Source organism: Paenibacillus sp. NPDC056579 (genome assembly GCF_042793215.1).
In the GTDB taxonomy this organism is placed as follows: domain Bacteria; phylum Bacillota; class Bacilli; order Paenibacillales; family NBRC-103111; genus Paenibacillus_S.
On the sequence record NZ_JBHTVD010000007.1, the window covers coordinates 72,045 to 86,658 of the forward strand.

Sequence of the window (14,614 nt, forward strand, 5' to 3'; positions counted from 1 at the left end):
GAATATTAGACACATAAGAAGTAAACATTTTTCATAGCTAATTCCTAATGTTTACCAATATAATGAAGTCGGAACGGGAGCTTAGAGGCAAAAATGAGAAAAAAATCGCGACGGCATACTATCGGCCCATTAATGCAGCTATTTTATGAAAGCGCTCTAATTAAAAGTTGTTGCCCTTATAGCATCCGATTAGCTGCGATATCCGGACCTGATTCGGGAGGAGGCTCTTCACAGCGAAATGAAAAACGGCGATAAAGCCGGGGCTAAAGACAGATTCATACATTTTGTTCCCTCGGCTTTTTCATAAATCTATTACGAAAGAGAGATGGTATTAGTGTTAAAAAAGCATCGAACGGTGGTGGCAGCGATGATTGTGGCCTTTCAATTCTCGCAATTAAACGGACTTAGCTCCTATGCTTTGGCTGAGATGGGAGCAGTAACCGACTCGGGTGGCGCAGCATCCTCTGCAACTATCGGATCTCAGAACATTGCCGCAGCTGCTGCTGTCCAGCACCCGTATTTCCCGCCAAGCGCGACCGAGCTGCAAACGGCTATAGCCAACGCCGATAAGCTGCTTGCCCAGTATACGGACGAGCAGTGGCTTAGGCTGGTGCCGCAGCAATCCCCGCGCACCGTCTTGAACGATCCCTTCGACGGCAGCGACGGATGGGTATGGAGCCCGGCGAATCCGGACCAGATCCAGACGAAGAAAGGGCTGGTCTTTCCGAACAACAGCCAATACCCCTATCAGTATGAATCCGTGAAGGTAATGAGCGGGAAAACCGTCAGCGTTCCTTATGTGTTGTACAACGGCAAAAAGTATCTGATTCAGGCGCGCATCGACTACGAGAAAACCCAATTCATGTCCGACAATTTACCGGTGTTGGCAAACGCTTACTTGGCAACCGGGGACGAGAAATATGCCCGGAGAGCGGCGATAGCATTGGATGCGTGGGCGACGGCCGTTCCGGATTTTTACATGACCAAAAAGAATGGGGCTTCGTTCATCAGCGCGGACGATGTAGACGACTATTACAATACGGATATTCAAAGGGTCAGCGACCATAACGGTATTGCTCACGAAATGCATACCGGGGAAATCTACGCCTTTGACCGAATATTTAATAGCGCTGCATTGCAAGAGCTGTCTCAGAGCAAAGGCTACGATGTCCGGGAGCATATTACGAACGACTTCTTCCTCAATGTAGTCAATTGGCTGACGACTTATCAGTCTATGAAAGTTCATACTTCCACCAATCTGTCGGGCGCTGTTGAAGCAATCTCCAGAGTAGCCACGGTGCTTCACCGTCCGGAGCTGCTCGAGTGGCTGGGCAAATATATGGATATTACGGTAGGAGACAACTTCAAGCGGGACGGTATGTTTCCTGAATCGTTCTCTTATCATGCGGGCTATGCCAATTCCAACTATACGATTTCCCAGCTGATCAAAACGTATTTCCAAATTCATTCGCCGGAAACGGAAGCAGAGCAGAAGCTGAAGGAGAAGATCGACAGGCAGTCGGCTTTCCTCGCCAGTGCCAAGGAAGCGCAGAAGAAGGTAGCGTTCCCTGACGGGGATCTGCCTCCGTTCGACGATACGACCAAGGGCGGAGCTTCGAAACGTAACAGTACAACGTCCCAGCTGCTGCCGGCTTACGGCCATTTGATGCTAGGGGATGGTGACGGTCGTTTGCAGACGCAGTACAATCTCCATTTCAACGATTATGCGAACCATGTTCATCCGAATGTGCTCTCCTCCACGTTATTCGGCTTCGGGAAGGAGCTGCTCGGAGGCATCCGCTATTCCCGGAATGCGGCGCGCGATTTCACAAGTGAAACGCTTGCGACCAACAACGTGGTGGTGAATAAGAAAAATCAATTCCGCAGCACCAAGCAAGGCGCCGGAAACCCGGGCCACCTGTTTACGAACGGCAACCTTTCTCTTTACGAGCCAGGGATAGACGGCATTGCAGCATCGGAAGTATACAGCAATTGGGCATACCCGGGCACCACACAAAGATACCAGCGTTTGAACGTCATGAACACCATTGACGCCGAGCATCCATACGTGATCGACTTGTTCAAAGTAACCGGCGGCAGCACTCATGAATATTTCCTGCACGGCTCGACCCAGTTCGACGAAACGGCCGAAGCGAGCTTCCCGCTGCAAAAAATCGATAAGCCGTATCCGCTGCTGCCGGATAACGTAACATGGACGGACCCGGTCAAAGAAGGGGATTCCCGGAATTGGTACGGCATGTTCAGAGATATGAGCACGGGACAGTCTCCGGGCAATTGGGATGTGACTTTCCGTGACGCGGAGGATGGCGGACTTGGAACGCGTATCTTCATGGTAGACGACGGAAGCAACCAAGTGTATTTGGGCAAAAGCCCGCATTCGTTCCGCGACAAAGTATATGACAACATTTATGAATTTTGGCGTCCGTCGCTGATTGTGAAGCGAGAGGCTCCCGGTGAAAGTAACCTGGACAGCTTGTTTATCAGTGTCATGGAGCCGTTGAACGGTGATTCGGCGATTGCCAGCGTCAGCAGAGTTCCTCTGCAGCAGGCAAATCCGGAGCATGTGGCGCTTTCCGTCAAGTTCAAGAACGGCCGGGAAGATGTCGTGCTGGTGAATATGAACAACGAGGCGATTACCGGAAGTACGGCGGCGGATCAGCCTTTTGCTACCGCTGACGGGAAATACTCGCTGAACGGAAGAATCGGCGTTCATTATGATCGTCACGGCTTCACGAAGCCTTATTTGATTAACGGAAGCGGCTTCCAATCCGGCGGCGAATCGCTGACCATCGGCACATCTTCCTATACCGGAACGATTACGGGGGCGGTTCGTCGCGCCGATGGATCGGATGTGGACGCGCTCATTACCGACGCGAACTTGCCGGAAGGCAGCGCGTTGAAAGGAAAGTGGATGTCGCTGCAATTCGGCGCCTATAAAGTAATCCCCGACAGCAACGGCGCGTATCCGAACGGGGTCAGCGAACAGAACGGCTTCCGCGAAATGTTCCAAATCGAACGTGTCGAGAAGCGCAATGGACTCACCTACATCATTACTTCGGAGGACCATACCCTCTCCATCGGCGATAACACATCGGAGGCATTGCGGCCGCAGCGCACCTTTGAAGGAAAGCCGGCCATGCGGATCGATTTCAGCGCGACTACAAGTGCAGTGCCGCCTGTCTTCGTATCTCCCAAGCTGGAAGGGATTCAAGTAGACGGCAAAGCGGTTTCGGGATTTGACCCAGCCGTATACAGCTATAAAGCCTCCCTGCCGGAAGGGACGGCAACCATTCCTGTCGTCACTGCCACCGGCTCGAACTTGATTGAGGTTACCCAAGCACAGGAGCCTTTCGGTACAGCGTACATTACCGTGAAGGATCCTCAGGATCCGACACTGGAGAACCGGTACAGCGTTCGGTTCACCCCGATACCTGTCTATGGCGACATTCCGAATGGATTGGTTCCATTCCAGATCACGGGTGTTACGGCAAGCCCGGGCTACAATTCCGGCTTTCCGCCGCCGAACGCGATTGATGGCAATCTGGCTACTCGCTACGCCGCCAAAGGAGAGCATTGGATCCAATTCGATCTTGGAGAAAGCAAATGGGTCGACAGCTTCATTGGCGCTTTCTTGAACGGGGACAAAAACAAGTATTTCTTTGATCTGGAGCTGTCCGAGAACGGTACCGACTGGAAGAAGGTATACGCCGGAAGCAGCAACGGCAAAACCGCCGGTCTGGAGCTGTTCTCATTCGAAAAGACGAAAGCGCGTTACGTTAAATTCAACGGGCATGGCAATACAGCGGATACGTGGAACAACATAAATGAAGTATATATTGGCGGCTACGCTGCTGCCACGAAGCTGGACCTCTCGGTTTCGAATGCAGTCTACAGCTATAGCGACTCCGTTCAGCTGCGCACGATCCTGACGAGTGTGTATGGCCTTCCGCTGCCGGGGCAGACGATCCAATTCTCCTTGAACGATACCAGCATCGGCGAAGCCGTAACGGGTCCTTCAGGAGAAGCGGTACTGAATTATCGTGTGAACGCAGGCGTACCATCCGGGAATTCCGCGGAGTATGGCTTGAAGGCGCAATATGCAGGATCCTCCGACCAAATATGGCAGCCGAGCGCAGCCCAAAGTAAGCTGACCGTTCAGAAGGAGGAAGCGAGTCTCGTATTTGTCGGCTCCCTGAATTCGGATCGATCGAATGTCACGATTTCTGCACTTGTTAAACAGCAGGATGACGGGGAGCCCGGGGCGCTGAATGATCTGCCGGTAACCTTTGATCTGAAACGAATTTTGGCGGACGGAACCTATGAGCCTGTACGTTCTGCGACGGTTTCGACAAGCGTATACGGTCAAGCAGATCTTCCGGCGGCATTGCCAGCCGGTTTGTACGAAGTGAAAGCATCGCTAGGGTCCAACCCGTACTATAAGGACATTGCGGGAGCGGCAACGGCGATAATGACAGTGAATGCGGCGACTTACGGTTCGCTTCAAGTAAATGGTCATACGGATGTTCCCGATCCATCGGGTATTTTCGGAGACAGAACGAAGCAAATCCATATGGAAGGCAGCTGGGAACGCAGAGGAGACAATGTAAGCGGGACCTTGCGGATTCATGCCGAGCCGCAGGGGCTGCGCCTGACGATGAACGGTGCGGATTGGCTGGCAACAACGGCATCCGGCGGCTATGTTCAAGGCAAGGCAGTGGATGACAAGGGGGCAGCGTACACCGTACGCCTGATGCTGGAAACTTCCCGTGTGAAACGAGGTCACTCCTCCGATATCACCATCGTTATCTGGAGAGGGAACTCAGCAGCAGGAACGCCCGCTGCCGAGATCTATTCGGCAGACTTCAAGGGCAGCATAAATATTCGGTAATCTTTGATGTATCTCATGGCCGATTGCTCAGCTGCCTCTGTGCTAGCGGATGCGATCGGCCTTACCTTATATTAAGGGGGCATATTCAATGAAAACATGGTTAAGAAAAAAGATCGCGATCGTTCCATTCTTCTTGTCCGTCACTTTACTGGCGGCCTGCTCAGGAGGAGGAGGAACGCCACTTCAGGAGGGGACGGCAAACAAAGAAGCTGAAAAGAAAGAGCCCATTGAGCTTGTATTCGCTTCACATATCGGATTAGGCCAGGAACGATTCGACAAGGAAATCGGCAATCCGATTCGTGAGAAATTTCCTCATATTACCCCGAAATATATTGAAAGAGGGCAAGGAACGAACTTGCCCGATCTGGTCGCAGCGGGAACCGTCGTGGACATTACGTGGTATTCCACGACTTCTTTTTCCAATACCATCCAAGCTCTTGGCCTCGACTACGATATGACCGAGCTGGCCAAAAAGTATAACTACGATATGAACCGGTTTTATCCGCAGCTATTGGATACGCTCAAATACTTCACCGACGGGAAGGGCATCTACGGCATACCGAAGGAAATGAGCCAGTCCGTCATGTATTATAACAAAGATATATTCGATAAATTCGGCGTTCCGTATCCGAAGGACGGCATGACCTGGGACGACGCCTACGATCTGGCCAAGCTCATGACGCGGTCTATGGACGGCGTCGATTATCGGGGGCTTAGCTCCGCGCATACCATGATCGGTTTGAATCAAATGTCCCTTTCGCCGTTTGATCCCAAACAAGACAAGGCTAACGTCAATACCGACGGCTGGAAAACGATCATGTCCACGATGGAGAGAATCTATAAAATTCCCGGAAATAACAGACCAACGAATACGAGATCCGCTACGCCGGAGATTGAACAGTTCGAGAAACAGAAAAATGTCGCTATGACTACACTCGGCTGGGGACGCCAAATCAATTTTCCGCCGGATTTGAATTGGGATATCGTCAGTCTGCCTACCTTTAAAGAAAAACCGAAAACGGGCGTACAAGCTTTTCCAATTTATTGGAGCGTCACCTCCAACAGCAAATATAAGGATCAGGCCTTCGAGGTGATCATGTACCTAATGAGCGATGAAAGAATGATGGAAGCGTCGAAACGGGGAGAAGAGGTTCCGGTCAACAAGCCTGAGATAAAAAAAGCTTTCGGTACCGATGCTCCGGCCTTGAAAGGGAAAAACCTGCAGGCTTTGTTCGTCAACAACGTTGCGCCGATGGAGCCTATGAGAGCACCGGGATTAAACAGCGGTCTTCGTCAAGATGCTCTTAACCTTGTGAACGAGAGCTTCACGGACATGCTGCTTAATAATGTGGACGTGAATACCGCGCTGCGCACGGCCGAAGAAAAAATCAATCAAAAGTTCGAAGAAGCTAAAAAGAAATAATGATGTTAATGAAACTGAAACTGGGTTTAAGCTGAACATATAGAATCAAAACGAGGCTGTCGATTGAGGATCGGCGGCTTTGTTTTGTATTGGCAAGCTTCCATTTCCATTATTATGAAGTTTGCGAATGTCCGAATGGTCCCGATTTGCGATTTGGCTTCCTATGGTTTTACCGATACGTTCAAAGAAATTATCGAGAGCGGGTTTCCGGGAGCGGGGAGCTACATGGGGCATAAGCGAAATATCGGCCTGTAGTATGGAATTGTATTGGAGCTGTGTCTGTATATTGGGGCCTTCATATAGTATCTAGCAGCTTATGGAATAAAGGGATTTTGCTGCATGTTGACGAAAATAATAGGATCCTGCCGATCATTATGATCGGGAAAAATTAACTATTTTTATTTTAGATCATGTCGATTTCATCAATAGCTGTTCGTTGTCTATACAGAGGCCCAATCAGACGAACGAGTCTCACAATCCATTTTCAGGAGGGATCATGATGCGATTCATGATGATAGTCAAAGCTACGACAGATTCCGAGGCGGGCGTTATGCCCAGCCAAGAGCTGCTAGAAGCAATGATGCGATATAACGAGGAGCTGGCAAAAGCAGGCGTTCTGCTCGCTGCCGACGGGCTGCATGCAAGCTCGAACGCCATTCGGATATCGTATCCGGAGCCTGGCGGCAAACCGAAAATTACCGACGGCCCATTCACAGAGGCGAAAGAGATTATTGCAGGGTATACGCTCATCGAGGTCAAATCCCGTGAAGAAGCGATCGAATGGGCGATGCGGATGCCGGATCCTCACGGCAACGGTCAGGGACAAATCGAGCTTCGGCAAGTGATCGACGCCCATGAGTTGACCCAAAATCCGGAGACATTGACCGTTCTTCTGAATCAGCAGGAGAGGCTTAAACAGTCGTGATCCCTTCCGTAGCCCAGCGTATCGATGCCATCTGGCGTATCGAATCGGCCAAGCTGATCGCCGGTCTGGCGCGGATGGTCCGTGACGTCGGTCTGGCGGAGGACCTGGCCCAGGATGCGCTCGTTATCGCATTGGAGAAGTGGCCGGAATCGGGCATCCCGGACAATCCCGGAGCGTGGCTGATGACGACGGCGAAACGCCGCGCCATCGATCTGCTTCGCAGGAACAAGCTGCGCGACAAGAAGTATGAGGAGTTTGGCCGCGGCAGCGCACTGTACACCGAGGATGATCTGGAATCGGCGATGGACGGAACGATTCAAGACGATCTGCTTCGGCTCATCTTCACGACCTGCCATCCCATTCTTTCCCGGGAGGCGCGAGTGGCGCTGACATTGCGTCTGCTCGGAGGGCTTACGACCGATGAAATCGCGCATGCTTTTCTGGTATCTGAAGCAACCGTCGCCCAGCGGATCGTCCGGGCGAAGCGGACGCTTAGCTCAGCGCAGATTGCTTTTGAGGCTCCGGAAGGCGAACAGTTCAGGGAGCGGCTGTCAGAAGTGCTCGAGGTCATTTATCTTATGTTCAATGAGGGATATGCGGCGACTTCCGGCGCTAACTGGATACGACCTTTGCTATGCCAGGAAGCGCTCCGGCTTGGACGCATCCTGGCGGAAACAGCGCCGGACGAGCCGGAAATTCACGGCTTGGTTGCGCTGATGGAGATTCAATCGTCACGTTTCAGGACAAGGGTTAACGCTACAGGCGAACCGATTCTTTTGATGGATCAAAATCGCGCGCTATGGGATCAGCTCCTGATACGCCGGGGACTGGCTGCACTGGAGCGTGCGAAGAGTCTCGGACGTCCGCTCGGCCCCTATGCTCTTCAGGCGGCAATTACCGCCTGCCATGCTCAAGCCCGCAGCGCTTCGGAGACCGATTGGGCGCGAATCGCCGCTTTATATGAGGCCTTATCGCGAGTGATGCCGTCGCCTATCGTTGAGTTAAATCGCGCAGTAGCTATCTCGATGGCGTTCGGCCCTGCGTTCGGACTTCAGCTCGTAGACCAGCTGACAGCCGAGCCAACGCTTAAGGATTACCACCTGTTGCCAAGTGTGCGCGGCGATCTGCTGCTCAAATTGAATCGACTCGACGAAGCTCGCGAGGAGTTTGAACGCGCAGCGTCTCTGACGCGAAACGAGCGGGAAAGGGAGCTTTTGCTGAAGCGCGCTGAGGAATGCAGGCTAAGGGAATAGATTGAAAACGTCAATGAACTTCGGTTCGTTGGCGTTTTTTTGTTTTTAGATGATCGGCCTGTCGATTGTTCCGCATCCCATTCGTCGTTTAAGTAGAGAGAGGCAGTGGAGCGCGTGCCTGCTCTTATAAAAAACAAGGGAGGGAGCAACGATGCGTTTTATGCTGCTTGTGAAAGCCAGCAAGCACTCCGAAGCGGGAGTGAAGCCCGGACGGGAGCTGATCGATGCGATGGAGGTTTACCTAGAGTCGATGTCGCGAGCCGGGGTGCTGCTTGCCGCCGACACGCTGCTGCCGAGCTCAAGCGGGGTACGAATTTCGTATCCGAAGCCTGGCGGCGGAGGCAAGTTGAAGGTGACGATCGGACCTTTTGAGGTGGAGCAAGGACTTGTGACAGCCTTCACTTTGATAGAAGTGAAGACGATGGAGGAAGCGATGGAGTGGGCGATGCGGATGCCGGATCCGCACGGCTACGGGGAAGGCGAAATTGAGCTTCGCCCGCTTGTTGAGGCTAGGGATGGAGAGGTTGCAGCCGAACCGATTACACGTTTGATGGAAACCGAAAACCAAGATCAGACCGCGAGGCTAAATAATTTTAAAAATATTTTTGGAGACTTGTCTATTTTGTCATAGCCCATTCGTTGTGTTAATAAGAGGCCGGAATGAGAGGATATTACGAATCAAGTAACCGCTCGATGTTCCAGGCAAAAAAACAAATTTTGAGAGGATGTTGAACATGGGAGCACAGCTGAACCCTTATCTAATGTCGGAGGATGCAAGAACGCAGGCGGATTTTTACATAAAGGCACTGGGAGGAGAAGTCGTCTCTGTGATGACATTCGGTCAACTGCCTGGCACGCCTGAGGCGATCAAAGATAAAGTGATGCACATGATGCTGGTTGTAGCCGGTGCAAACACCCTGTTTCTGAGCGATTCTTCCGAGCCGGTATCCGGCAGCAGAAGCATTGCGCTTGCACTTACTTACGATAACGAGTCGGAAGCAAGGACAGCCTATACGAATCTCGGAGAGGGCGGAGCCTTCAAGTACCCGTTCGATCTCCAGCCATGGGGAGCTTATTACGGCGAAGTCGTAGACCAATTCGGCGTTACTTGGCAAGTCGTTACAAGAGTCTAGAGTCTAGCAACAACAGAGACGATGATTATCCGATACTATTCAACTAAAAAACGAAGAGGAGCATGAAACATGAATCAGAATCAGGATGTTATGGATTTTATAGCAGCGGTAAAAGAGCCTTGGCAGGCGGAGCAGTGCGTTCAGCTTCGCGAAATCGTACATCAGTCGATACCGGAAGTACAGGAGCGCCTTCAGTATAAGAAGCCGCACTTTTTGAGAAACGGCAAATACGCCGCCGTCATTTCAACGTCGAAAGATGCTGTCAGCTTTACAATATTTAATGCCGCCGAGCTTGAGCTTCCGGAAGGGATGTTCGACGGTCCCCCGGAACGAAAGACGATCAAGCTGCGCCAAGGACAGGCGGTCGATGCGGGTTTACTGTCTTCTTTGGTAAGTCAGGCAGCTGCGGCTCTTTAGGGCGACGTTTTATAACCCTCTGCATTTTAGTGCAGAGGGTTATTTGTGTTTGTAAGCATATTAATTGCTCAGATGGGTGTGAGAAAGAGGAGAAATTAGACCAAAATGCCTGCAAAGTACACCGACATTTACGACATGGTGCTCACTTGCCAATTTCACTCACAACAATGTTAATGTTATTGTATAAGTAGAATGTACCTATTACTTCTCTGATAGTTTGAATGACTTCTTTATTATTGTCATCATAAATCTCAATGTCTATGTTGGAACCGCCAACTCCTGAACCCCCACCTGTAACTTCTCCTCTGCCATTAATCGTATTTTCAATCGCATCCTCGATAGCTTAGTCTTTCTATCATTACATTATGTAATCCTGCCAGTTAGTTGAGCAAGTACGGTGAAGGACCGACGTAGAGTGGTTTTTTTTGATGACTCCTCTTGATATTTCAACTCAAGATGCTCCCACAGAACGTCTTGACAAAAATTCAACCTGTAAGTCACAATGGAAGAAAGTGATGATGTCTAGAGGAGTAGATGTTCCGATGTTAGCTAAGCAGCAAATGATCAAGCAGACATTAGAGTCTATGATGGAGAACGGACAGCTGCGCATAGGCGAGCGATTGCCGTCAGAATTGCAGATGGCGAAGGAGTTCGGCGTCAGCCGCGAAACGTTTCGTTCGGCCGTCCGCATGCTGGAGAAAGAGGGGAAATTGCTGGTCAAGCACGGCGTAGGGACCTTCGTCATTCAGCCGCTTCCGCAAATTCCAAGCTCGCTTGAGAAGCTGGCGAGTATTGGCACCATCATCCGAACAGCCCAATTGGACGAGGGAGAGAGCCGCGTATCGCTCATGACGGAGGGCTGCTCTCCGGAGGCCGCCCAGGCACTGGGCATCCGGCCGGGCGAGCCTGTTGTAATATTGGAGCGCGTGCGCACGGCGTCCGGCGAGCCGGTGGCCTTCTCGATCAATGTAATTCCGCGCAGCATAGCGGGTGATGCGTTTGATAAGGGCGAGTTTCAGGGCTCGCTGCTCGACTTTTTCGAGAGGCGCCTGGACCGCAAAATCGTCACGGCGGATTCGGAAATTTGCGTGCCGCTTCATATCGATCGGAACTGCCAGCGCCTGCTGCTTCACCCTCAAACCACGGTGCTGCTGCTGAAGCAGGCGCATTATGATAATGCCAACAAACCCGTGCTGTATTCGCTTGATTATTTGCGCAACGATGTGTTCACCTTCCGCATACGGCGCAGTATGTAGCCTTATATCATCCTATAGTACCGTTCCTGACAACCCCGGTCTGCCGAGCAGATCGGGGTTGCTCCATTTACAATAACTTTAACTCTATTTGATGATCCTCTAATAATCGTCGGTTAATATAATGAACAAGAGGTCTATACCTCTTAGCATATTGAAAGGAGTATTATATGAGTTGGAATCTTAGACTCTTTTCGTACAAGGCATGGATAGAATGGCTGATCCTGCTGGTCTTCGCCTTTTTCTTCATGGGTCCGCTAGTCAACCTGCTCATCCTCGCTTTCTCCGGCAAATGGCAATTTCCCGCCGTGCTGCCGCAGGAATGGTCGCTATCCTGGTGGGATTACGTGCTGTCGCAAAATGAGGTCATCGAATCGATCTCGCTCTCGTTCGGCATTGCCGCCGTTGTGACTCTTCTATCCGTCATAGTCTGCCTGCCGGCAGCTTATGCGTTTGCCCGAATCCAGTTTCGTCTGAGCAAGCTGTTTTTGTTCTCATTTTTATTAACGCATGCTTTTCCGAAAATGGGTTTGTATGTATCCATCGCGGTGCTCTTTTTCAAGCTGAACCTGATGAATACGTTCCTCGGCGTCGTGCTCATTCATATGGTGAACACGCTGATGTACATGACGTGGGTGCCGGCGGCCGCCTTCAAGAGCGTCCACCATTCCCAGGAGGAATCGGCAAGGGATGCGGGTGCCGGGCCGTTCCGGGTGTTCTGGTACATCACGCTGCCGATGGCGCTTCCCGGCATTGTCGTAGCCTCAATCTTCACGTTCCTGTCCTCCCTGGACGAGGCGCAAGGGACCTTTATGGTAGGCATTCCGGATTTCCGTACGATGCCTCTCATCATGTATACCATCGTACAAAACTACCCGACGACGGCTGGCGGCGTCTTCTCGATTATTTTGACCCTGCCGACGATCCTGCTGCTGCTGGCCGCCCGCCGCTTCATCAATGCAGATGTGCTGTCGAGCGGTTTTACCATCAAATAGGGGGCTTCCTAAGCCATGACGAACCAACAACCTCAACCTCAATTGTCGATCCAAAATGTTCAGAAGGTGTTCAAAACCGGAGACGGTGTAAAAGGCGTAAATCTGGAGGTCAAAAAGGGGGAGCTAGTTACGCTGTTGGGTCCCTCCGGCTGCGGCAAGACCACGGTGCTCCGCTCGATAGGCGGCTTCCTTGAGCCCGACAGCGGCGATATTCTCATCGAAGGCCGAAGCGTGCTCAACGTGCCTCCGGAAAAAAGACCGACGGCGATGGTCTTCCAAAGCTACAACCTCTGGCCGCACATGACTGTGTTCGATAACCTTGCTTTCGGCCTGAAAATTCGAAAACGCAAGAAAGAGGAAATCCGTGCCGCGGTCGAAAAGGCTCTGCAGCTCGTCCGCCTTCCCGGTACGGAGAACAAGATGCCGGGACAGCTGTCCGGCGGACAGCAGCAGCGGGTCGCCGTTGCCCGCGCGCTCCTTCTTGAGCCGGCCGTGCTGCTGCTTGACGAGCCGTTCTCGGCGCTTGACGCGAAGCTGCGGCTGGAGATGCGCGAGGAGCTGCGGGAAATCCAGGCGAGCACGGGGCTCACGATGGTATTCGTAACGCACGATCAGGAGGAGGCACTGTCCATCTCTGACCGCATCGTCGTCATGAATGCCGGTCGCATCGAGCAAATTGACACGCCGCAGCGGATTTACGACCATCCCGAGACGCTGTTCGTTGCCCAGTTCATCGGCAGGATGAATTTCCTGAAGGGTCAGGGGACCGGCGCCTCTGTGGATATCCAAGGCAGACGCTTCCCGATAGCACGTGCGTTGAACGGGGACGTCACTGCAGCGGTTCGTCCGGAGGATGTGTTCATTGTCGAGAATACCGGATCTGCAGAAGCTGCCGGTCAAGGCGGTTCGGATGTGTTCCCTGCAACCGTCCGCCAAGTAATGATCCTCGGCCATTATGCCGAAGTGACGGCGGATACCGCAGCCGGGCCGATCAAGCTGTTCGTGCCTCGCGAGCGGGCGGCATCGCTGTATCACGGGCAATTGATTCCTATAGGTTTTACGCGGGTAACCGCTTATGCAGGATAAAAAAATCAACCATTACCTAAGGAGGCACAAAAACATGAAACGATGGATGAAAAGATGGCTGAAAGGCAAGTCTCTGGTACTCGCCACTACGGCAATGGCTGTCGCCCTGAGCGGCTGCGGCAAAGTGGATCAACCGGCATCGGGCGCTAGCGCTTCGGGCTCCACGCCGGCGAACAATGCCAAGCCGGTCGAGCTGAACTTTTATTTCTCCGGCTCGGCGAACGTGAAGGAAATGTGGGAGACGCTCGCGCCGCAATTCGAGAAGGCGAATCCGGGCATTAAGGTGAAGCTTGTTCATTTGCCGGACGGCCAAGCGGAAGGCGCAGCGATCGATAAGGTGCTGGGCGCGAAGAAAGCCGGGCAGAAGAGCATCGACATCGACGTGTTCGAGACGGGCCTCAGCAACTTGACCAAAGGGGAAAAGGACGGCGTATGGCAGAAGCTGGACCAAACTCTTATCCCTAACGTGAGCAAGGTGGATGCCGCCTACATGAACGACGTGCATCAGCTTGCCGTACCGTATCGCGCTTCCTCCGTCGTACTGGCGTACAACAGCAAGAACGTGCCGACGCCTCCGAAGACGGCGGACGAGCTGTATGATTGGATCCGCAAGCATCCGGGCAAATTCGCTTACAACGATCCGGCTACAGGCGGCTCCGGCTCCTCGTTCGTGCAGACAGCTATTTATAACTTCCTGCCCCCCGAGGCGATTCATAACGAAGACCCTGCCATCATGAAGCAGTGGGATAAAGGCTTTGCCCTGCTCAAGGAGCTCGGACCTTACATGTACCAAAAAGGGGTATATCCTAAGAAAAACCAAGGCACTCTCGACATCCTCGCCAGCGGCGAAGTCGATATCATTCCTGCATGGTCGGACATGGGGCTTGAGCAGCTCAGCAAAAAAATGCTGCCTGATACTATCAAGCTGACTCAGATTCAGCCTGCTTTCACGGGCGGTCCTTCCTACATTGCGATTCCTGCGATGTCCGAGAAAAAGGAAGCGGCGCAAAAGTTCATCAACTACGCTCTGACTCCTGAAGCTCAAACGGTTGTCGTGAATAAAATGTATGGTTATCCTGGTATCAAATGGTCCGAGATGCCGGAGGATCTGCAGAAGAAATTCGAAAGCGTAGCGAAGGGCTACCGTACGTTTACGATCGGTTCGTTGGGTGACGAGATCAACAAGCGCTGGCAGCGGGAAGTAGCCGGAGGCAACTAAT

General features: G+C 52.2%; 12 protein-coding genes. All 12 read left to right on the forward strand.

Features of this window, described 5'->3' with window-relative positions; genetic code table 11:
- Positions 1-334: 334 nt before the first annotated feature.
- Positions 335-4,909: a discoidin domain-containing protein gene (locus ACFQ88_RS25270; protein WP_379458181.1), complete on the forward strand. Its 4,575-nt coding sequence runs from the start codon at positions 335-337 to the stop codon at positions 4,907-4,909.
- An 88-nt stretch (positions 4,910-4,997) separates the two neighbouring features.
- Positions 4,998-6,332, forward strand: coding sequence for an ABC transporter substrate-binding protein (locus ACFQ88_RS25275; protein ID WP_379458183.1), 1,335 nt, complete (start codon positions 4,998-5,000; stop codon positions 6,330-6,332).
- 84 nt (positions 6,333-6,416) lie between these two features.
- Positions 6,417-6,587 (forward strand): hypothetical protein, encoded by a 171-nt coding sequence (locus tag ACFQ88_RS25280; RefSeq protein ID WP_379458186.1) that lies wholly within the window; start codon positions 6,417-6,419, stop codon positions 6,585-6,587.
- 244 nt (positions 6,588-6,831) lie between these two features.
- Positions 6,832-7,257, forward strand: coding sequence for a YciI family protein (locus ACFQ88_RS25285; RefSeq protein WP_239635552.1), 426 nt, complete (start codon positions 6,832-6,834; stop codon positions 7,255-7,257).
- The gene (locus tag ACFQ88_RS25290; protein WP_379458226.1) at positions 7,254-8,510 is read left to right on the forward strand and encodes an RNA polymerase sigma factor; all 1,257 of its coding nucleotides are present in this window, start codon (positions 7,254-7,256) and stop codon (positions 8,508-8,510) included. Before ACFQ88_RS25285 ends, ACFQ88_RS25290 begins: the two co-directional genes overlap by 4 nt.
- 151 nt (positions 8,511-8,661) lie before the next feature.
- Positions 8,662-9,141 carry a YciI family protein gene (locus ACFQ88_RS25295; protein WP_379458228.1) on the forward strand — a complete coding sequence of 160 codons (480 nt, stop codon included), beginning with the start codon at positions 8,662-8,664 and terminating at the stop codon, positions 9,139-9,141.
- A 103-nt stretch (positions 9,142-9,244) separates the two neighbouring features.
- The gene (locus ACFQ88_RS25300) at positions 9,245-9,643 is read left to right on the forward strand and encodes a VOC family protein (RefSeq protein ID WP_379458230.1); all 399 of its coding nucleotides are present in this window, start codon (positions 9,245-9,247) and stop codon (positions 9,641-9,643) included.
- A gap of 69 nt (positions 9,644-9,712) precedes the next feature.
- A complete protein-coding gene (locus tag ACFQ88_RS25305) occupies positions 9,713-10,060 on the forward strand; it encodes a DUF1801 domain-containing protein (protein WP_379458232.1) in 348 nt (115 codons plus the stop codon).
- A gap of 542 nt (positions 10,061-10,602) precedes the next feature.
- Positions 10,603-11,316, forward strand: coding sequence for a GntR family transcriptional regulator (locus tag ACFQ88_RS25310; protein WP_379458234.1), 714 nt, complete (start codon positions 10,603-10,605; stop codon positions 11,314-11,316).
- Positions 11,317-11,483: 167 nt separating this feature from the next.
- A complete protein-coding gene (locus tag ACFQ88_RS25315) occupies positions 11,484-12,308 on the forward strand; it encodes an ABC transporter permease (protein WP_379458236.1) in 825 nt (274 codons plus the stop codon).
- 15 nt (positions 12,309-12,323) lie between these two features.
- Positions 12,324-13,394, forward strand: a complete 1,071-nt coding sequence (locus tag ACFQ88_RS25320; protein WP_379458238.1) for an ABC transporter ATP-binding protein — start codon at positions 12,324-12,326, stop codon at positions 13,392-13,394.
- 34 nt (positions 13,395-13,428) lie between these two features.
- Positions 13,429-14,613 (forward strand): extracellular solute-binding protein, encoded by a 1,185-nt coding sequence (locus tag ACFQ88_RS25325; RefSeq protein ID WP_379458275.1) that lies wholly within the window; start codon positions 13,429-13,431, stop codon positions 14,611-14,613.
- Position 14,614: the final 1 nt, after the last annotated feature.

Bases quoted from the DNA above. Each gene is read 5' to 3' on its own strand.
- ACFQ88_RS25275 (WP_379458183.1), top strand. From the start codon at position 4,998: ATGAAAACATGGTTAAGAAAAAAGATCGCGATCGTTCCATTCTTCTTG.
- ACFQ88_RS25285 (WP_239635552.1), top strand. From the start codon at position 6,832: ATGCGATTCATGATGATAGTCAAAGCTACGACAGATTCCGAGGCGGGC.
- ACFQ88_RS25295 (WP_379458228.1), top strand. From the start codon at position 8,662: ATGCGTTTTATGCTGCTTGTGAAAGCCAGCAAGCACTCCGAAGCGGGA.
- ACFQ88_RS25300 (WP_379458230.1), top strand. From the start codon at position 9,245: ATGGGAGCACAGCTGAACCCTTATCTAATGTCGGAGGATGCAAGAACG.
- ACFQ88_RS25305 (WP_379458232.1), top strand. From the start codon at position 9,713: ATGAATCAGAATCAGGATGTTATGGATTTTATAGCAGCGGTAAAAGAG.
- ACFQ88_RS25310 (WP_379458234.1), top strand. From the start codon at position 10,603: ATGTTAGCTAAGCAGCAAATGATCAAGCAGACATTAGAGTCTATGATG.
- ACFQ88_RS25315 (WP_379458236.1), top strand. From the start codon at position 11,484: ATGAGTTGGAATCTTAGACTCTTTTCGTACAAGGCATGGATAGAATGG.
- ACFQ88_RS25320 (WP_379458238.1), top strand. From the start codon at position 12,324: ATGACGAACCAACAACCTCAACCTCAATTGTCGATCCAAAATGTTCAG.
- ACFQ88_RS25325 (WP_379458275.1), top strand. From the start codon at position 13,429: ATGAAACGATGGATGAAAAGATGGCTGAAAGGCAAGTCTCTGGTACTC.